Source organism: Acetobacterium sp. (genome assembly GCF_030652775.1).
Taxonomy (GTDB): domain Bacteria; phylum Bacillota; class Clostridia; order Eubacteriales; family Eubacteriaceae; genus Acetobacterium.
The window spans coordinates 85,342-105,204 of the sequence record NZ_JAUSPS010000075.1 but is presented as its reverse complement, the minus strand read 5'-3'; the positions used below and the strand labels follow the sequence as shown (position 1 = coordinate 105,204).

The 19,863-nt window shown below is 40.4% G+C and carries 11 protein-coding genes; all 11 read right to left on the bottom strand.

Annotation, left to right across the window (positions count from 1 at the left end):
- Positions 1–1,175: 1,175 nt before the first annotated feature.
- Positions 1,176–2,057, bottom strand: a complete 882-nt coding sequence (locus tag Q7J41_RS14070) for a hypothetical protein (protein WP_304889066.1) — start codon at positions 2,055–2,057, stop codon at positions 1,176–1,178.
- A gap of 56 nt (positions 2,058–2,113) precedes the next feature.
- The gene (locus Q7J41_RS14065; protein WP_304889065.1) at positions 2,114–3,964 is read right to left on the bottom strand and encodes a DUF262 domain-containing protein; all 1,851 of its coding nucleotides are present in this window, start codon (positions 3,962–3,964) and stop codon (positions 2,114–2,116) included.
- A gap of 17 nt (positions 3,965–3,981) precedes the next feature.
- Positions 3,982–6,012: a protease Lon-related BREX system protein BrxL gene (brxL, locus tag Q7J41_RS14060; RefSeq protein ID WP_304889064.1), complete on the bottom strand. Its 2,031-nt coding sequence runs from the start codon at positions 6,010–6,012 to the stop codon at positions 3,982–3,984.
- A 28-nt stretch (positions 6,013–6,040) separates the two neighbouring features.
- Complete coding sequence (pglZ, locus tag Q7J41_RS14055) at positions 6,041–8,569, bottom strand: BREX-1 system phosphatase PglZ type A (RefSeq protein WP_304889063.1); 2,529 nt, start codon at positions 8,567–8,569, stop codon at positions 6,041–6,043.
- Positions 8,566–9,324, bottom strand: a complete 759-nt coding sequence (locus Q7J41_RS14050) for a DUF3226 domain-containing protein (protein WP_304889062.1) — start codon at positions 9,322–9,324, stop codon at positions 8,566–8,568. Before Q7J41_RS14050 ends, pglZ begins: the two co-directional genes overlap by 4 nt.
- Entirely contained in the window at positions 9,321–10,463 is a 1,143-nt protein-coding gene (locus Q7J41_RS14045) for an ATP/GTP-binding protein (RefSeq protein WP_304889061.1), read from the bottom strand. Before Q7J41_RS14045 ends, Q7J41_RS14050 begins: the two co-directional genes overlap by 4 nt.
- Before the next feature lie 200 nt (positions 10,464–10,663).
- Complete coding sequence (locus Q7J41_RS14040) at positions 10,664–11,347, bottom strand: hypothetical protein (protein WP_304889060.1); 684 nt, start codon at positions 11,345–11,347, stop codon at positions 10,664–10,666.
- Positions 11,348–11,354: 7 nt separating this feature from the next.
- Positions 11,355–15,011, bottom strand: coding sequence for a BREX-1 system adenine-specific DNA-methyltransferase PglX (gene pglX / locus Q7J41_RS14035; protein WP_304889059.1), 3,657 nt, complete (start codon positions 15,009–15,011; stop codon positions 11,355–11,357).
- 13 nt (positions 15,012–15,024) lie between these two features.
- Entirely contained in the window at positions 15,025–18,588 is a 3,564-nt protein-coding gene (brxC, locus tag Q7J41_RS14030; RefSeq protein ID WP_304889058.1) for a BREX system P-loop protein BrxC, read from the bottom strand.
- 64 nt (positions 18,589–18,652) lie between these two features.
- Complete coding sequence (locus tag Q7J41_RS14025; RefSeq protein ID WP_304889057.1) at positions 18,653–19,228, bottom strand: DUF1788 domain-containing protein; 576 nt, start codon at positions 19,226–19,228, stop codon at positions 18,653–18,655.
- 1 nt (position 19,229) lies between these two features.
- On the bottom strand, positions 19,230–19,823 hold the full coding sequence (locus Q7J41_RS14020) for a DUF1819 family protein (protein WP_304889056.1): 594 nt from the start codon (positions 19,821–19,823) through the stop codon (positions 19,230–19,232).
- Between the last annotated feature and the right edge of the window lie 40 nt (positions 19,824–19,863).

Genomic DNA, 19,863 nt, shown 5'->3' with positions numbered 1-19,863 from the left:
GTTTTTTCATTAAGTCAACACTTTATTGTCGATTTATATGGTATTTTTCATTGTTTTTTGTCTTTTTTATACATTTGTTTAAGTAATGTTTTAAACTTATTGTCAAAATACAAGTTTATTTTTTAACAATCTATTTTTACAATTGTAAATTGATATTAATTTATCAATTTACAGGCTTTTTCACTTACGCTTAAATCACATGGATTTATTTTATTTATAAACAGCGAGAATGAAAAAAAGCATACAACTCAGTCATGTCAACTGAATTATATGCTTATCTATTTATCGTTATCACTTTTGCTTCCGATGTCTTATACACAAGGTATTTAATGGAATGACTCTCGTCTGTATTATTTCTACTATTCAGTGTCTTTTCTCATAATTTGCAAATATTCTTCATAAGCAAAAACTCGATTTTTTGTCCACTCACTGTTACTCCCCCCCCATCGATAAGCTGATTGACTGTACTAGAAATAGCATTGTACACACATACATTGATACAACTAAATCAATAACGGAACCTGGACTGATATTCCCTGTAAAACTCCCACGCCTCTATTCGCTTTTGACAACATTCTAACCATCACTTGATCATACTCAATTGCCGGATGTGGCGGGAGAGACATGAGCCGAAGCGATTTGTATTCCATTGACCCTTTTAAATTGATGTGATATTCACCCGATCTATCATTCATTGCTAACACTCCTAAAATGAAATTATTTGATTATCATATCTCTTTTATTTCATTTAGCCAATTATATTGGAATAAAAAGGTCCAATTGATATTATATTTCATTTTTATCTTTTTTTAGTCCTTTACTATTAATACAAGAGAGCCAAAACAACCCGCATTGTTGATTCACGGCTATTCAGTGTAAGTTTATCAATATCTCGCAGCTGGGTCAATTTTACTTGTCAATCAACATCGCTTACTCAAAATACAAAGATAAAAAGTCCAAATTCTGCTAACAGCTAACAGGATACGACAAAATTTTTATTTTATGTATGGTCGTGTTTCAAATTATTACACCTCTAAAAAGTTCAACTTCTCAAAAGAACCCTTAGCAGAAGTTGAACTGAAGAGTTTTCATATCTTCATGTAAAAAAATGATTTATTGTAAAATCAGTGGTTTTTTCTCTGTGAACACAGCGCTTTTACAAATCCTATCCTTATTTATGAATCTAGCATATCCCACTCTGATCCTAAAACCCATCGTATTGCAGATAGCTTTCCATTTATCATACCCCACTCAAAGTCACTATATGGGCCTAGGTTTTCTTCACCATACTTTTCAACTACCTTTTTTGCTGAGTTCAAAGCCCCCTCCCAAATTTCAGGTTCAACTGCAGATTGCCCTTGTTCAATACGATATTTTAATCCAAGATGTCTATCAAACCATACCTTATCAAAAAATTCTTCCTCTGCATTTGTTATTTCATCCGCACTCCGTGGACCATCTTCAAAATTATCGTCTTCAATTATCCTATGGATTACTTTAAAATTTTCCAAATCAACAGATAATTTCTCCATAGCATTTTCTATTCTTGTCAACTTCTGATCTTTTACGGCGAATAGAGCAAGTTGCTCTTCTTTAGACATCTCAATATCCAAAAAATCCATCCTCACACCGTATTGAGCCGGCGTATTGAGTATACTAGCGATTCGTTCCAAATGATATATTTTTACATCAACTTGGGCATCTGTCTCACTTAGTTCTTTTCGCTCTGAAAGGCGTATCTCTTGATTAGTAACAAACACAAATCCACTTCCACCATTTTGTCTAACTCCATCAAAATCATGTTTGAATTTTTCTTTTGTCTCAGCAAAACTCTTCTGTCCCCTTGGAAAATAAACACCGCCAACCCAACTAGAACCATTAAAAGTAAGCAATAAATCTTTTCGTCCATCACGTCCACCCAATGGGTGTGACGGATCTATATTTTGAAATCCATCACTACTCAGTATTATTGCAGCTAATCTTTCGGCTGAAGCTTGTCCCCGATCCCATTCCAAAAGTCTATGCCAGGTTTCTTTTCCCTCGCTTCTTCGTGTCATAATACCTCCTATAATATCAACCCTTTAAAAAGTTAAAGCAGTATATCAATCATCTACTAAATTGTAAAATAATCTGTTGACCATAGATTTTCGCAAACACGTTTTACTAATTTCTTTCGTTCTTCAATATCAATTTTTTTAAATTGGTTATGTGGTTTAAACCCTAATCTTTTGATTTCAGGAACGTTTAAAAAATTCGGGTTTTTTAAATAGTAATTTTGATTGAGTGTTTGTGCATATGTATTTTCCTTTATGTAATGGTCAACTTTTGCATCATATTTATCACTACTAAAGGATTGGTTCGTACCATGTGGCAGAAGAATGAGGGCACCAATCGAATTTCGCCAACTCTGAAAATCATTTTCTTGTGAAAACTCATCTGTATGTTCTGAAAATTTATTCGCCCAAATATGTTCAATTTCAAATTGTTTCCCATTCGGATGATGATAGCAGACATAGGTATTACCTTTACCTATTAGCTCATCAAGATATCCTGATATTCGTGAAAGTAAATGTTTTACAAACTTTCTATTTTGACCATGCATTCCAAATTCATTAATTCCATCCCAATTTTCAGGTATTTTTTCAACCTCATCAGAAAGAATAATTCCTAATTTTATAAAATCATTATCTCTTATGCGCTTTATAACATTGAACATGGAATATTTAATGGATGATTGTCCAAACTTTCGATAATTGATTGCTCGTCTTACAGTAAAAGTCTCAATATAACGGGATGTAAAATCTAATTTTTTTTCAACATTATTTTGATCATCTCTGTAACAAATAGGAGCTAATAATAATGCATTTTGAAGGGATTCTGCAACGCCCCATTGTTTAATATAATTAACGTGAGGACAATTTAAAGTATATGTTTCTTGAGCTTTTAAAATATATAAATACGTTCTTACATAAAATGGAAACTGATTTTTAAAAAAATCAAAAAAATCATCAGATGTATTAAGTTTAAATAAATCTCTGTGATTGTCTTTGAACCAGTTATGAAATCTGGAACCAATCAATTCAAAATCTTGATCTTCTGAGCCAGCTTTCCCTGGTCTAATTGTTTTCGCATATTTACCTCTAAACCATGCTTGAAAAAATGCTTGATCTTCATTTTCATCATTTTCGTGAAGCTTTTGTATTTGGATTTTCCATAGTTCATTTATTTCATTTCTTTGTTTAACATCAGTAATTTTTGATAAAACATATCCTTTAAGCATTTCTGTGGGGGTTAAATTTAACCCTCGATCATTCATTGTTTCAAATATGGTATACGCATTTTCATCAGAATAAGCTGTTATCTCTACAAGAACAACATTTTCGATAAACCAGTCAATGAAAAATGGTAACGCTTCCTTAGTAAGTTCTTCTGGAAATGACGCTTCAATATTATCATATCGTTCTACCAAATTTCGGATTGTTTCATCCTCCGTATCCTTCAGAGTATATTCACCAACATCAAATAAGGCTTTTAAGCATGGTTCTCTTATTGGATCTGTCATATTAAAGGACTTTTCTCCATATTTTTCCGAATAAATAAGTTCGCTTATTGATACATTATTTCCTTTTCCATTTTGCAAATGATAAAGATATATAAGAAATAATGTAATAGATGTTATTCGTTGTTGTCCATCAATAATCGATTTTTGGCCATTATCTGGGTTAATACTAAATATTACAGGACCTAAATAATAACTTTGGTAATTTGCTACATCCGAACGCTTGTCATTCTCATTATAAGATTTCAGAAAAGTAGTAGTTAGATCTTCTACCAAAAGATTGATATGTTTTTCCTGCCATCTATATTCTCGTTGAAAATAATCGATGGTAAATTTCTGATCTTTAAGTAAAGAATTTATATTTTTGTCTTTAGCTTCAATTTTATTCTTTAAACTTTGATTCATTTTGAACTCCTTTCGAACTACTCCACTCCCAGCGCCTTAAACACCGCATCTTCCGGGCTTTGATAGAAAATCAGATTAAACTTACCCATCAGTTCCGGTGGCACCGAGACCATATCGACGGTAGCGGCAATCGGCAGCAGCACCTTTTTCGCTCCGCTATCGAGGCAGACCTGGAGTACATTAGCTAATTCTTCCACCTTCATAATGGTTCCCCCGATACTAAGATTGCCAAGAATCGCCAGGCTGCTGATCACCGGTTTTTTCATCGCCGCCGAACAGAGAGCCACCAATGCTGCCAGGGTCAACTGACTGGTGATGCCGATCCCGTTTAAATCCTGTAAATGCATAAGATAATCTTTGGTGGTCATGCTGATGGTGCCGCTGATATTGCGACTGTTGGCTTTTAAATAACGGTAGGCGGTTTCAATAGCTTCTTTGGCGTCGCGATCGGATCCAAAACCAGTCCGCTCAAATTTTCCGGAGCCGGCGACCATTTCGGTTTCCAGTTTGAAGACACCAATCATCCCGGATTTCCCCCGGCTGACGGTATACACCTGCCCTGGTTTATGCAAACCTTGGGGGATAAGTTTCCCGCCACCCTGTTCCGGTACCGGAACAAACTCTTCTCCAAAGCTTTCATTGTCAATATAGGAGAAATTCACATCATAGAATTCCATCCCGCCGATTTTCTTCAGCTGTTCCTTCACTCGGCGACGACTTTCAAGGGCCAGTCGGAGGATTTCCTCAACCCCATCCTTATCGCATTTACCATGGGGATAAACCAACTTCATCAGGCCGGAGGCCATCTTCCTTACGGCAATCACATCCCGCTGATTGAGATTATTTCCCAGTTTGAAATAAGGGTCAAACATATCCGAATAGGATGTTTTTCGAAGCTCTCGCAAAAATTCAGACAGATAATCAGTGATAAAACCATAGTCGTTAGTGAAAAATTCCGGTCGGTATTTGGGGATCTCCCAACCAGGAACATAACAGTGCATCCGATCGAAAAAAGCACTGTCACAGGCCATCGCCTCAGGGAATGGTTCGAAGAGGTGTGAGGTTTTTAAGAGCACATCGACACTCTGATTGATATTACCTACAAACACCATGGAGGCTGAGGCATTCTTTTCTTCTTTACCCCGAGAAAACGACCCGGAAGCCATATAATCCTTCATGATCTGAACGCCGTCTTTATCTTTAAAGGTAATCCCAGCCACCTCGTCAAAGGCGACACAGTCCCACATTCCCACCAGTCCCACCGTTTTGTTGGACATATTGTAAAAAAGATTCGCTACCGTGGTTTGACCGCCAGAAACGAGGATGCTGTTGGGGGAGATTTCTTTATAAACATGGGATTTACCGGTTCCCCGGGGTCCCAGTTCACAAAGATTGAAGTTGTTCTCAACCAGGGGAATCATCCGGGTTAATAGCAGCCACTTCACCCGGTCATTGAATTTGTCTGGTGCCATGCCAATCGATCGCAGCAGCACATCGATCCATTCATCCTTTGTAAATCGTTCCCGACTGCGAATGACTTCTTCTAAATCGAGGTTTGGCATCTGGATGGGGGTCAGCTTTTGAATGATAAAGGGACATCGGCTTTTGTCCCCTTCATCATAAAAGTATTCCAACTGGATAATGCACCAGATTCCGCCGCAGAGTAACCGCTCATAATCCGAGGCATACTGTTCCGGCACCGGGACATTTTTTATCCCCAAGTTGGAGAACTCCGCTTCATAGACATCATTGCGAAAATTCAGTTTTACCGAAACATTGTCAATCACTGTATAAGAGCCACGTTCCCTGAGTTTTGAGATAATCTTCTGAGCTTCATCCGGCCTGACAAAGTTATCCGCCAGGATATTCTTTACGGTCGTAATCCCCTGGGTAATGAGCTCTTCGTCGGTGGTTGAGCAATACATCCCTAACAGGTACTCCAGTACATAAATGGGGACATTGGCACCCTCTTTGATTTTTTTGGTCAGATCCTTGCGCACGATTTTCCCTTCAAAAACCTCGATTAGCTTTTCAGATAATGCATTCATTTGATACCTCTCTTTTTCCGCTGACTAACTAAAATCCAAAATTATCGGCAAAGGCAATATCGATGATAAATTCATGCCGTGCCAATTCCATATCTGATCCGACATCCTTCATGACCAGATCGTACTTTTCATCTTTTGAATATTTCTGATTTCTAAAGATAAATTTTTCTTTAAACATGCGATTATCAACGTCCTGGTCTTTTCGATCTGCGACGATGATTTCCTGGTCGGATATTTTATCGCCGGACGCGCTTTCAAAGTAAACTTCAACCTTAGCTGGCCGCAGACGATCGGTAACGGCTTCTTTTTGAAGAAAATCCAGATAGACAATCAGGTTGTTAATCTTGCGGGTCACCGAGGTTAGGACAACCTCGACATTTTCAACGTTTTGCTTTCTTTTTTCGGTCTTGACTTTTATCAGCGGAATCACTATTTCCTGAAGGCTGGCCCCACCGTGGACAAAGTTCTGCCCGCCGCCCGGGGTTTTAAAAACGTCCACACCGCGGGGAACGGTAACCAAGACATCACTATTCTGAGCGCCAGCGTAATCCAGAGGATAAGTCAGTGTTCCATTTAAGTCGGATGATTGATTGGATAGGATGAACCGCTTATTGATAAAGTCGCCGGACTGTTTCGACAAGGTAAGCTTATCACTTTCATCGAGCTTATCACGCTTATAAATAAAGCCATGATCGGCGGTGATGATGTAATTGGTAATCGATTTATCGACCGTCAGTTTTTGAATCAGATTCATGAGTTCACTGACCGTCTCATCCACTGCCGTAAATACTTCATTTTCTGTGGCCATATGATCGCCCCGGGCATCGATCTGATTATGATAGATATAGATCAGCTCCTGCCCGGTCATGAGTTTGCGGATGGACTCCCGATTCATCGCCATCACCGCCTGATAGGTGGCAACAACCGATAGCGGATGACGGGTTTTTAAGATCTTCTCCCGCTGTTCACTGGATAAACAGGGCATCCCATCGACTAGCACATCACAGGCTGAATTAATGGTCAGGGATTGATGCGGCAGCAGCGCCGCCATGCCCAGACGGGTAAAGGATGGCAGCACCGAAATCATCGGACTGATTTCCGATTTGGTGTTTGCCCGCTCATTCAGTCGTTTATCAAGTTCAATCCCAGCCTCATAACGGAGGGCGTCGGAAATAATCACCACTGTTACTTCTTTTTTTACCGCCGCTGCTACCTGTCGTTGATAAAAATGCCACTGTTTTTCGCCAGCCAATTGATGCCAACCACTGACCTTTTCCAGGGTGTCCGCCCAGGCGATCGACAACTTCAACAGATAGGCATTGGTATACAAGTTTTCAACCCAGCTTCTTAATTGATGCAATGCCTCATCGCCCGGGATCTTGTCATAGGCCGTATAAAAACTGCGGTAATAGCGGTCAATACTTTCCCATTTTGTGGCATACATCTGAATAAATTTATCAGCATTCCCAGCTTCAAGCAGCTCCTGTGAAAATGCCTGAATGCCGCCAACCAGCTGATCGGCTTTATCCAAAGCTTTGTAATACTGCTGATAGGTCTGGGAAAAGTGTTTTCGGGCACGACGGTTTCTGATCATTTCCCGGTGTTCCTCTGGCAGCGGGGCACCCCGGTTGACCAGGTCTTCGGCCATCGCCTTGATGATATGAATATCAAAGGCTGCGAAGGTGTCACACTCAAAGTATTTCTCAGTCGGAACCGAAGCCAGAAAATCATCGACTTTTAATTTCCGGCCAATTTCTCTGGCGATTTCATCATATCGATCCTGCAAGTAAATATTATTCATAAAATTAGACACAAAAATAGCCACATCGTTTTTCTTATGTGAAACAAAAGGTAGCCAGCTTTTTGGCAGTTCCCCGGTAAACGAATTGGCCGTGTGGGTAACCAAAAGCGTGGCGACCAGTTTTTTAAAAGTTTTGTTTTCCTCCACATAGCCGTAATATTTGGTACATAAGGCCCAAAAACTAGACAGCAGATCGATTTTTTCAAACTCATCCAGGTATTTATTTAGCTCCACCCCACCGCTGATAATCATTTTTTTAAGAATCTCATGCAGGCTGGGGGTTTTCACCCCTACTATCACGGCAAGAAGTCCGATTTCAATGATTTCCGGATTATATTCTTCGATCCCTAAAGCTGCCAATTTGTCAATCCGTTCATTAGATTTCCAAAACTTTCCATACTGGGAAAGCTGTTCCTTATATTTTTCAGGCACACAATATTCGTCGCAGAACAACGAAACCTTATCTGTATAATAGGGTCGGGAATAATAAGCAGTATCTGCCAAATGGTTATCCTTGTCCGCTGGCTTGGGGAAGGGCGCGTAGATCAGGTAATTGTTAGTTTGATCCTCACACTCAAGTAAAAACTTGGTGTACAGCGTGTTTTCCCCGGTTAAACGGTGGATCGTTGCATTGTCTAAGACCAGACGATCCACGTCATTGATAAACTGACCCTTATCATCGTACCAGAAAACAAGCCTTCGTCCATCGCCCAGAAATTTTTTATTTATTTGTTCTTGAATAGTTTGCAGATTCATATGTCACCCTGATTGATAAATTCCACCAATTCACCAAATAACTCATTCAAGTATTCTTTTTCTTCCCATTTGACTGTGGTTACTAAAAGTTCGTCGATAAAACTGAAAACTTTTTCTGGCGTCATAATAGCAAATACTGTCGAAAGTTTGGCTTTTAATACTAAACGATCGGTTTTGATGTATTGTGCTGCGTCGCCACGGATTTCATTGACAAAATAATCGCTTTTCTCCACTATTTTTCGGTCATAGTCATTCCCTTTCAGTGCCTCCAATAACACTGTTTCCAGTGCACCAAATCGTTCCTGGGGAATGATTAATGCAAATGTACTGATGATTCTTTTTTCACCGAAACTATTATAATAATCGCCATTACGGATTTGATTATTCTCAAAGATCATATTCGCTTCTGTAAAAAATCCGCTGAGTTCAGATAAAACTATCGCATCATTTATTTCTAAATCCCGATCACAAACAATACCAATTGCATCATAGTTCATTGTATCGGGCGATTTTTTTAGAACATTAAAAAATTCACTAATGGCTTTTTTGAAACAATTCTTACCACCAATCCCCCAAATTCCAAGATAATCGTTATTTTTTCGATACCATGAAAATAATTCATTGCCCTTGTTCTGACCAAGGGTAAGCTGATTAGTAACCTTCCCTTTGTCGACTTCAAAACCGCACACTTTATTGAGATAGTAACTTAAAAGCACCGCATCGGTTTTTCCCTCGCAGAGAATAACTTTGTTCATACCCTCACCTCAAAATCAAAAGCATCCCGATCCTGCTGCACTTCACTGCCTATTAAATTTCTCGACAGCGTTTTTCCTGTTTTCTGATCCTTTTTTAAAGTAATAACACGTATGTTGTCGACATCCGCCCCGGCACTGGTTAGAACCTTATCAACTGCTTCAATGCTGTGAGTTGTTAAAAAAAGTTGAACATTTAATTCTTTAGCTACGGTAATCATAAACCGGAATACATTTTCCATTGCGGTTGTATGGATAGCTGTTTCAAATTCATCGATGATCACAATACCGTTTTCTGCCGATACCAGAGCATTTAAAATGGTCAACGCTTTTTTCATCCCATCCCCATACATCGAAAGGGGCAGATAATCGGGCAACTCGCTTTCTACCACTGGTACAAAACGACCATCATCGTTAATATAACGCAAATCGGTAATTCCCGGTTCAAAATCCTTTAACAGGGTTAATGTCTTTTCTTTTATCTTGCGATTTTTTATGAGCTCATCAAATGCATTATCCACGACATGATCAATAACCTGGATGCTTTTCACCTTGATCACGGACTTATCTTTTGAAGATCTGATTTGTTTTGTGTAGCGATTGATTTCAATGTTCTCTTCACGTTCTTTTCCATTAAATACCGAAACCTGATCAAATTCAGGCAGGATGGTTTTTATGCTGCCAACAAAAGTTTTTACCTCTTCCTGCATTTCTATGAGGCCGTGATTCTCAATTGTTCCTGATTCCGCATTGTTTCCTGATACTTGTTTGCCTTCAATTAACACATCAACAAGTATCCCCTCGACCTTCGCCTTCAGAACTTCATCGTGTATGACTGCCGATAAGGCCATTCGATATTGATTATTTTCTTTCATATCTGATAAACCGTTAAATAAATACAAAAATAGATCAAACAGTGATAACCCAAAACTGGAGGTCGACTTGTATTTATCCCGTTGTCTGGCAACCTGCATTATATTAAACTCACTTGGATCACATAATATTTGTATGGCTTCTAAAACGCTTGTTTTGCCCGAGTTGTTGTCTCCAACAAAAATATTGATATCTCCAAGATCTTTGAGCTTCAGTTCTTTTACCCCACGAAAGCTTTCTATTTCCAGTTCTGTAATATGACGTGCCATGATTTCACCCCTTTTTTTGTTTCGTTTTATCTATAACCCAGATCAACGATACATACTTTTACGATATTTATTTTAATAATTCTTCTTACCTATCATCTTTTTTTGTTGTACAAATTCTGCATTAGCTGAAGTATTACTCTTGTAGTATTTTTATAATACGACCCCACGTTGCATTTCTCAATTTTGAGATATTTCTACATTTAAAAAGCATCAACTACTTCTGCTTTAAAAAGTTCAAACAAATCATCTAAGTGTTTTTTTATACTATCGATAAACAAACCTTCATCCTGTTTTTTTATTATTCTAAACAGTTTTTCAATATCAACTCTAACACATTGTGCGCCAACTTCTTCATTTACATAAATATTCATAAATGATTCCATAATGCGACTTAATTGTGCAATATCCTTTTGAATATTTTTTACCATCTTAGCTAAATCGCTCCTTCTAAAGATAAAATCCAATTCGTTATTTGCTGTTACTAATGATAAAAGATAAAAACTATTCCATTCTTGTACTTTTTCATTAAATCCCGTTTGCGCTATTATTTTAACAAAATCAGTTTCTTCTAAACTGTCATTACTTATATTTTTAAATATCAATAAATAAAAATCCTGATAGAGCTTTTTCGAATTTATCCAAATACTTCTAATCAATCGATTTTTTTCTACGTTATAGCCAATGATTGACATAATAAATGTAAGTAATGCACTTGTGAAAATTCCAAACAAAATACTATTATAACTATCGATATTAGATTCGATAAGAGTTTTAGTTTGCTCAAAGCAAATCGCTAAAGTACCATTATTTAATGCTATGCTTATTAGGCATGATACTATTGTAATTATTAATGCAACTGCGATGCTATATTTATATATTTTCATTTCTCACCTAAATCTTAGCCAGCAGATTAACTTTGACCGCTTTCTTCCCTTCACTGGCGACTTCGACATCCTGGAATTTGGCGTAGTTCACCTTGACCCCGTCATCCAAATCGATGGCGAGGCGGCTCAGGGCGATGTGGGCGATGGCCTGGTCATAAAGTCGGGTTTCGGCCAATTGTTTGATCAGTTTTTCCTTCTTCTTTACTGCTGCGGCTTTCTCCGCGGCCGGGGCTTCACTGCCGAGGATGACATTGCAGTGGTTAAGACTATCTTCCAGCTTGGCCTGGATTTTATGGAGATAATCGGTCCGCACCCGGCCGACTGTGTCCTGATCGTAACGGTGCATATAGATTAACGTTTTAAAGCTGTTTTCTTTGCCGCTGTCAAAGAGCCAGTAAATTGGCCGTTTCTGATAGATTTTTAGGTGGTCTTTATAAAAATCTTTGAGGAAATAATTCCGAATGACCTCCCGGGCGGTGTTACCCTTGTTCCCCAAGGCACCGGCAATAAAGTCGAGATTTTCTTCCAGGGATGCTTCCCCGTAAACCACTTTGACAAAGTTAACCAGCCGGGCTACCATGTCGTCATCAAAATATTCTGCATCGGTGATGGGAATGATATTGTCCTTGTCTGGAATGATGGTGGTGTACTTGCCTGCTTCCCACTCGCCACCGGCATAGACAAGGCCTTCTACATCCAGCGAATAACGACCCAGCATACAGCCCACCGCATAAGAAATCAGGGAACGGATATCCCGGCCCAGATCAGCCTTGCGGATGGTGACGTCCTTATCTTCCACCTCCGGGGTGAGTTCGTCTTCCAGACCATAGATTTCGATAAAGATCCGGTTGAGTTCTTCTTCGTTGGCTTTGAGTTGGGCGAATTGGTTTTCGGTGAAAGTTTCCCAATTGCTGTAAGCTAGAGCAAGCGACTGTTTGTATGGTATTTGATCAGTTTCATCTTTTGGGAAAATTTTGTCTTCATTTTCGAATGATGTATAGTAGCGATTTTCATTGTCTAATAAGGCATGGTATTTAAAATCCCATGAGACTTCAAAAGAGTCCCAGTCTAATTTGGAAATTTGAATATTTTCAGCAACTAATTCATTTACCATGTCTATTAAATCTTCATCAAAATAAATTGGCACTTTTGCAATATTTCCAACTTCAAAGTTAAGTGTCGGACTAAGAACTGCAACAATTGATTCCGTTACAAAACTATTTAATATTGCCATTATATAACTTAATATAGAAATATTTACCGAGTAAAAAAAGGGACTTGCATCACCTGGAATTACTCCATAATTTTGATACCTTACAGATAATTTCCCTGAAGTAACTTTATTCCAACTAATCACTGGAAGAAAATATTTATTTTCAGAAGGAATAATCGCTTTACTTGTTAACTTAATTTTTTGTCCATCATTTTTCCAATTCACTACATTAACAATATTACCATACCATTTTCTATAAGGGCCACCACTATTTAACGGAAACCAAGTGTATGTATTTGATTTAGAATAATTACCATAATGTGAAAAGAAATCTTTATTTTTTATTTCATACCAAAATCTAATAAATAGAGGTCCTTCTCCCGTTTGTAAACCCCTTCTTGTTACTCCATAATATGAAAGTGGTTTTTGTTCTTGAAAAACATTTTCAAGCTTCTCACTCACCCAATAAGCTATTGGCATTCCAGGGATTTTCCCAAAGCTTTCCTGCTTCATTATATGTTTTCCACGACCTTCAAAAAACCATTTCTCTTTCTGATTGATACTATCAACTGCACCCTGTTTCATAAAAAGCCTTCTATACGTAGCATTAAAAAACGGAACATTTTTTTTCGATATCACAAATGATGTTGTTCCAAAATCAGAGCCAAACACACCACGACCAAAGTGGAGCATATTTGTAAATGTATTACTTTCTACAATCGTTTTCCGTAACTTTTCATAGCTTGATAAAAACATCCAAACGGGTATATTGATCATCGCCATCATTCCATTAGATTTGCACATATCCAATGATTTCTGCATAAAAACCGTACTCATATCACTTTTACTATCAGGATAATGCTTCTTAACATAATCCCCCAGCTTCGGCCCCATCCCACTACTTCCCATATAAGGTGGATTGGTAATCACAGCATCGTATTTTTCGGCCATGATCTCCGTCTGTTTCAATATTGGAACAAAATGAAGTCTTACATCGTCCTGAATAATCCGATCCATAATGTTGTCATAAACTGCTGCTGTAATTTCGTTGACCCGTTTATTCAGCACTTCAAAATCAATTTCCGGCATTTCCAGAATGCTGCCATATTCTTTGGCATCGATAAACACATTAATCAGAGCCTGGGTATCATTAAAGAGACTTTCATTGCCATCTGCAATAAAGCTGATCAACTCCGTTTTAATCGCGTTGCTTTCCTGAATGCTACAAAGGTTTGTTTGTATTTCTCTGGTTAAAATCCGGCGATTATATTTTCGTCCCTTCATCATCACGGCAAAATAGGCCAGCTGAAAAGCCCGGTCATCGATATCGAGACCGTAAAGGTTCTTTCCAATAATCAGTCTGGCGGCATCCCGCTGGGTATAACCGCAACTTTCATAAATCTGCATCAGCACCTCAAAGGCATAAACGAGGATATGACCGCTGCCCATACAGGGATCAATCACTTTAATGTCTTCCGGGCTGAGATTTCTGGTATCTTGGCGCAGCATTTCCAGCTGCATCCGTACCTCTGGGTCCTGTTCGGCTTCCTCCAGATAATATTTCCAGCCAAAATAACTGGCATTTAAATACTCGTTTGATAGTCCCGCTTCTGCCTGACAGTGCTCCAGCCACAAACGCCCCAAGCTGTTTTCCACCATATACCGGACAATCCAGTCGGGCGTGAAAAGCTGAGTGGCCGAAGGAATCCGCTCTTTGGTAATTTTGACGTTCTTTTTTAAGAGGGCAAAGGTTTCGTCTTTGGGCTCGGTGTTGTAATACTGATACATCCACCCGATAATCTCCACCGCATCCCGAAAATCTGCCTCATCGATCTTAAGCAGATCCCGAATGATGCTGTCTTCTTTAGTATAGGAAATATCCAACAGAATTTCGGTATAATCGCGGTTGGCAGTGGAGGTGTTTTCAAACAGTTTTGGCAAGATTTCTCCCAGGGCGTTGCATTGTCTGATCAAGAGCATCCGAAAAAGATTATCCAACTCATTTTTCATTTTAAGGCTCAGTATCTCATCCTTTTCGGCAGAAGTTAAAGCCAGTTCAATATTGGGAGCCAAGGTTACCAGATCTGGTTCAAACTTGTCTTTTGTTTCTGAAGACAGCACCCGCACCCGGGTGGGGAGATAGTCGTTAACTTCCATAAAGCGGATGGCGATGATCCGGTTAAACCAGGTATAGGCTACCTCTTCGATGACGGTGTGATAGCCTTTTTCTTTAATCTGACTGATCAGGTTTTCCCGTTGTTGCAGTTCTTTTCCGACCAATTTTGTTTCCGTCCCAAAATGGCTGGGAAACACAGCAAATCCGTTGCCGGTGGTAATGGCCGTGGTGATGCTGTCTTCGGTAATGCCGATTTTTCCGGCCTTGTCTTTAACCGAGGCAATCAGTTTTTTTCGCGCCGTTACGGCAAATTCTTTAATGGCGGTCTTATTCATGTGCTGGGCTCCCTTAAATGGTCAGATTGATGATGGTATCATCGCTGCGGTTCAGTTCTTTTAATAATTCGCTTTTCACGGTCTGGATAAAAGCTTCCACGTCGCTTTCCTTTTCGATGGTGACGGTAGTAGGAATTTGCATGGTTTTAAGCTTGACGATTTTTGTTTTTTTAGGCGGTGGCTCCGCTACCGTTCCGCCCCCGACCGGAGCCGGTGGGTAAACCACCACGATGGCGTTTTTGTAATCGACAATCTCATGAATAAAGCGTTCTTTCAGGGTTTCACTTTCGTAGCGGATATTTTTAACCGTCGCTATTTCGTTGGAACCTTCCAGCTTATCAATCAGTTCCCGAAAGGTTTTGATATAGCGGCTTTCAAATTTTTCCTTGACTTCCATCGGCGTTAGTTGCGCCAGCACGTCGCTTTCATCACTTAAAACAAGCGCCCGGATCGGTTCGACTTCCACGGCAATCAGGGCACTATGGCGTTTGGCATAGCGGCTTAAGGCATCCGGCAGTTTAAAAATATCATTGTAGGGGCTGGACTTTTGGGCAACCTGCCGGATTTCTGCAATGGTGTCGCGGAGTTCCTGATCGACAATATAGTTTTTGCTGTTTTCATAAATATCGAGATAGTTAAAGGCAGTTTTGAGAATCTTTTTTTGTTCGCTGTTAAAAAAGCTGATAATCGGTTCCAGATCATCCCCCAGATCCAGGAGGTCATCGCGATGGTCGTTGACGTGTTTAAAAAATATCAGGGCATTGCTCATATTTAATATGGTTTCGAGCATCGCTTTGCCACTTAAAAGAATCGTCTTACCCGGGAATCGTTGTTCAAAGCGGTATTCAATCAGCAGAGCCTCTATTTCTTTCAGCTTACTTTTTGCTCGAGATTTGAAGCTTTTGATAATGGTATCTTCTTCATCTTCAATGGCTGTCATCGCGAAGAGACCCTTCATCACTTCTTTAACCGATTTTATCTGTACCTCAGTGGGATGTTCCCGTTTTTCAATTAAGAGTTTGTCGGCAAACTCGGTTTTGGTCAGCAGCTTTAGTAGCTCTTTGGGGTCGGCTTCGACCGGGCACAGGGTTTCGCTGTTTAAAATCAGGCTGGCCTTTCCCTGTTTGAAGAGCATCGCGACTAACCAACGGACGTCCCAGTCAATAAAGCCGTAGGGGGCATCGGAAAAATGTTTGATCAGGGATTTTAAGGAAATTTTGGTGTGCCGGGACAGTAGCTCAATGGCGTTTAATAGATCCTCGAGCGCTAGGTTGTTGGCCGTCGAGGCATTGGCATCGCCCATGGCAATCTGGCCGGTTGATTTGAAAAGCTGCTCAATGTCCGCAGACTGGGGCTGGGTTTCCATATAATAGAGCTTATTGTAGCGAGCATTGACCAGCTTACTTAAGCCATCATTGATCCGGCTTTCCGGGTCTTTGTTGGGAATATTGATCTTATCGCCAGACACGTAAATATCAGCATGTTTAATCGCTTCTTCAATAAAAATCCGAATCCGCTGTTTCTTTTCAATCAGCTCATCCTGTTTGGCCCGCTTAATGCTCCCTAAGTTTTTCTTAAGATCCATTCCCTTTGTGCTCAAATATTTACTGAGTTTTAATTTCTCAATGATTTCATCCAGAAAGGTGGCATCGCCGGGGAGGTGCACCAGCACCTGGGGCTTCTGGGCCGACAGCATCCGGAGGGTTTCGGTTTTGTACTCGTAATCATGATAGGGGGTAATAATCTGAACTGCCATTTCCTCGGATTGGTTGTTCTTAAAATACCGTCCATCGACAATCTGGTTATAAGGAAAATGGTAGCGGTTATTGTAGCGGTATTTGTTTTCTTTAATGATTCCCTGAAAGATGATCGCGGCGGCTTCGTTGATGATTTCACCCATTTCCACCGCTTCATTCTGAATCGCCCGGTTAATATCCTGCTCTTCGTTGGTCAAAAACATATAAACGTCGCCGTTTTTTTGAACCAGGGTCTGGGCAATCAGGCGGCTTAGCGAGGCCTCTACTTTTTTTCTCAGGTTGATCCGGTCATCATCGACGTTTGACACCATCAGGGTGGTGATGTTTTCGGTATTGGCTTTAATCTCTTTGACGTGTTTGATCATAAAGAGAATTTTTAATAACTCCACATCCAGCGGTTCCAGCAGGGTATTTTCTTCAGCCTGCTTAATGACAATGCGGTGGGTGTGGTCAATAAACTGATCCAGGGCGTTGTAAAAGGTATAAAAGGGCACCAGCGCTCCTTCGGTCGCTTCCATCAGCGACATCGCCGATTCCTTGAAGAGGGCAATCATCGAGCGTTCGCCTTCGGCCAGATGCTTCCCGGAGGCGCTGTGATTACGGATGGCAGTTAAAACCTGTCCCAACAAATTAAATTGATAAGGGATAAAGGGGTAAACCCCGGCGAACTCGTCACGGTTTTGGTAGAGCTTCTTTTCTACTTCGCCGGAAAAGGTGATCAGATTTTTGATCACCGATTCTTTTTGGTCATAATAAAGCTGCAGGGTTACCATCCCGGCCTGATTTTTTTCCAGAATCCGCTTGCGGATAACTTCATCGACGTTGGCGCTGGACAGCGAGAGCCGGGTGTCAAAGCGTCCCTGGATTTTGGAAAAGTCATTGCCTTTGACGGTTACAACAGCATCAATATCCTGCTGACTGGTGATGATCACCCAGGCCTTACCGCCACAGGCTGTGCCCAGATCTTCGGTGACGGTCTGAAGATTGAGCATCAGTCGGGCATCATCAGCTATGTACTGGCCGATTTCATCGACCATAAAGACGACATGATGGTTACTGCCCTTTTTGTCACAATAGTGTCGGATCAAACTGGCAAACTTTTCGATCGAAAGGGTATACGTGTCGGCGGCTTTCTCACACCAGGTTCGGGCGGCTTCTTCACTCATAATCCCCTGTTTTGCTAAAACTTCCACCAGTTCGTCCTGGATAAAATAGAAGTCTTCTCGGGCATCCTCCCAGGCATTGCCGAAGGCATCTGCATAGGCGGCTTTAAAGCTTTCAAAATTTCCGTCATCAGCGAGTTTGCGTTCCAGATCGGCCAGAAAGGGCAGTGAACCGCAGAAGCCCTGCATTTCATTGAAGACCTTCATGAAGACATCGATAATGGCATCTTTTGAGGATTTGGAGTTGGATTCGCTTTTGGAATCGATATTGAAGAGGATTACGTCACTTGAGACATTTTCAGCCAGGCGAATGTTTGCCATAATTACGGAATCGTTTAACTTGCTGCCGTCGGTAAAAAACTCAATGGCTTTTTTGCCGTTGACGTCTCTGTTTTCTAACAGATAAGATAAAATTTTGAGAAAGTGGGACTTACCGGAACCAAAGAAACCGGAAATCCAGACCCCCATTTTATCAGTATGGCCAGTGATGCTATTTTTATAACTTTCGAAAAAGCTGCGGAAATGTTTTAGCAACTCTTTGGTAACAACATATTCATCCAGTTCCTGATAAATGTTGACATCATCGTCCTGGCCTACTTTAATGACACCTTTAATATCCCGATCAATCGGTTTGACAAACATCTCTGCAATACGCATCTTTTTTCCTCCAAAGTTTTTATTTAACAAGTTTTAAAGTTTTAGGCAGGTATGACGGGCAGCTTTAAATGAGTTTGAAGGCCCGGTAGTAGTTATCGTCTTTAATGGTACCAAAGAGCTGTAAATCCTGGCCGGAATAAACACCGGGGAAAAACATCACCACTGGCACGGAGTCCAGCACCTGATGAAGATTGTTGAGGACATTGTGGGATCGCACAATCGGATAGCATTTTCCCACCCCGGTAATAAAAACCACGGCATGAGCTGGGGTATGCTCAACAATATAGTTGACCAGGAGATTGGTCTTGTTGGTCAGGCGGAGCATTTTGATAATGGCCTGATAGGTATATTCCAGGCCTTTTGTTTTTTCAAACTGGAAGCACTTTTCCAGATAGCCCCGTTCTCTTAAAACGGTGATCACCAGTTGGTAGAGGTCATACTCGACAATCTTTACGCCACTGGCTGATTTGTTAATTTTCGCTTTGAGATAGGCAATGTGCTGCCTGACTTTTAGTTCATTCTGGGGGGCATAGTCAAAGATGTAGTAGCCCACTTCATTGCCCAGGCCCTTGTTTTTTAAAAAGTCATCATTGGTAATTTTCGCTTCAATTTGATCCAATCGAGTTTCAATGTTTTTCATGTTACGCCTCTCCGGTTATGGCATTCAGGTAAGCTGTGAAGCCATGATCTTCCAGCTTTATTCTCAGGTTGTAGTCAACCAGGGGAATGATGATTTGTCTTTGCTCCGCTTCATTTTGGATCACCCCTGCTTCAAGAAGATTCTTTATATATTGCTGCTTTAACTTTTTGGTGGTTTTTTCAGTCCATGCTGCCACGGTTTCGTTTTGCTGTTTCTTTTCATCAAAGAAGCTGTTGATGGCCCGGTCGGTGATGACTGTCTCACCTAAGAGAATAGCTGGCCGATAAACCTGATGAACAAACTCAAAAAAAAGCCGATCGGTCTTCATAATGCTAATCAGAATGATCAGCTTGACGGTGGCAATATCACCCGTTACGATGAATTCTAAACAGTCAACGGGCAGACTGTGGAGACGCTTGATGATGACATTGGCCATTTTACGGGCCCGGGTTTCATTTTTTACCTGATAAATATTTTCTATCTGGGCGAGAACCCGGATCGCATTAACGTCGTTTCCGGCCATCAAAAGCTGGGCTGTTTTTCGGGTTTCACTGAGCCAAAACAAGCTTGAAACCATTCCGGCGCTGTATTCCATGGTCACCCTCCAATTCGGTTTTTGTCGTGTCCTTATTGTA

Excerpts from the sequence above, each read along its gene's own strand:
- Q7J41_RS14070 (WP_304889066.1), bottom strand. The coding sequence starts at position 2,057 with ATGACACGAAGAAGCGAGGGAAAAGAAACCTGGCATAGACTTTTGGAA.
- Q7J41_RS14065 (WP_304889065.1), bottom strand. The coding sequence starts at position 3,964 with ATGAATCAAAGTTTAAAGAATAAAATTGAAGCTAAAGACAAAAATATA.
- brxL (WP_304889064.1), bottom strand. The coding sequence starts at position 6,012 with ATGAATGCATTATCTGAAAAGCTAATCGAGGTTTTTGAAGGGAAAATC.
- pglZ (WP_304889063.1), bottom strand. The coding sequence starts at position 8,569 with ATGAATCTGCAAACTATTCAAGAACAAATAAATAAAAAATTTCTGGGC.
- Q7J41_RS14050 (WP_304889062.1), bottom strand. The coding sequence starts at position 9,324 with ATGAACAAAGTTATTCTCTGCGAGGGAAAAACCGATGCGGTGCTTTTA.
- Q7J41_RS14045 (WP_304889061.1), bottom strand. The coding sequence starts at position 10,463 with ATGGCACGTCATATTACAGAACTGGAAATAGAAAGCTTTCGTGGGGTA.
- Q7J41_RS14040 (WP_304889060.1), bottom strand. The coding sequence starts at position 11,347 with ATGAAAATATATAAATATAGCATCGCAGTTGCATTAATAATTACAATA.
- pglX (WP_304889059.1), bottom strand. The coding sequence starts at position 15,011 with ATGAATAAGACCGCCATTAAAGAATTTGCCGTAACGGCGCGAAAAAAA.
- brxC (WP_304889058.1), bottom strand. The coding sequence starts at position 18,588 with ATGCGTATTGCAGAGATGTTTGTCAAACCGATTGATCGGGATATTAAA.
- Q7J41_RS14025 (WP_304889057.1), bottom strand. The coding sequence starts at position 19,228 with ATGAAAAACATTGAAACTCGATTGGATCAAATTGAAGCGAAAATTACC.
- Q7J41_RS14020 (WP_304889056.1), bottom strand. The coding sequence starts at position 19,823 with ATGGAATACAGCGCCGGAATGGTTTCAAGCTTGTTTTGGCTCAGTGAA.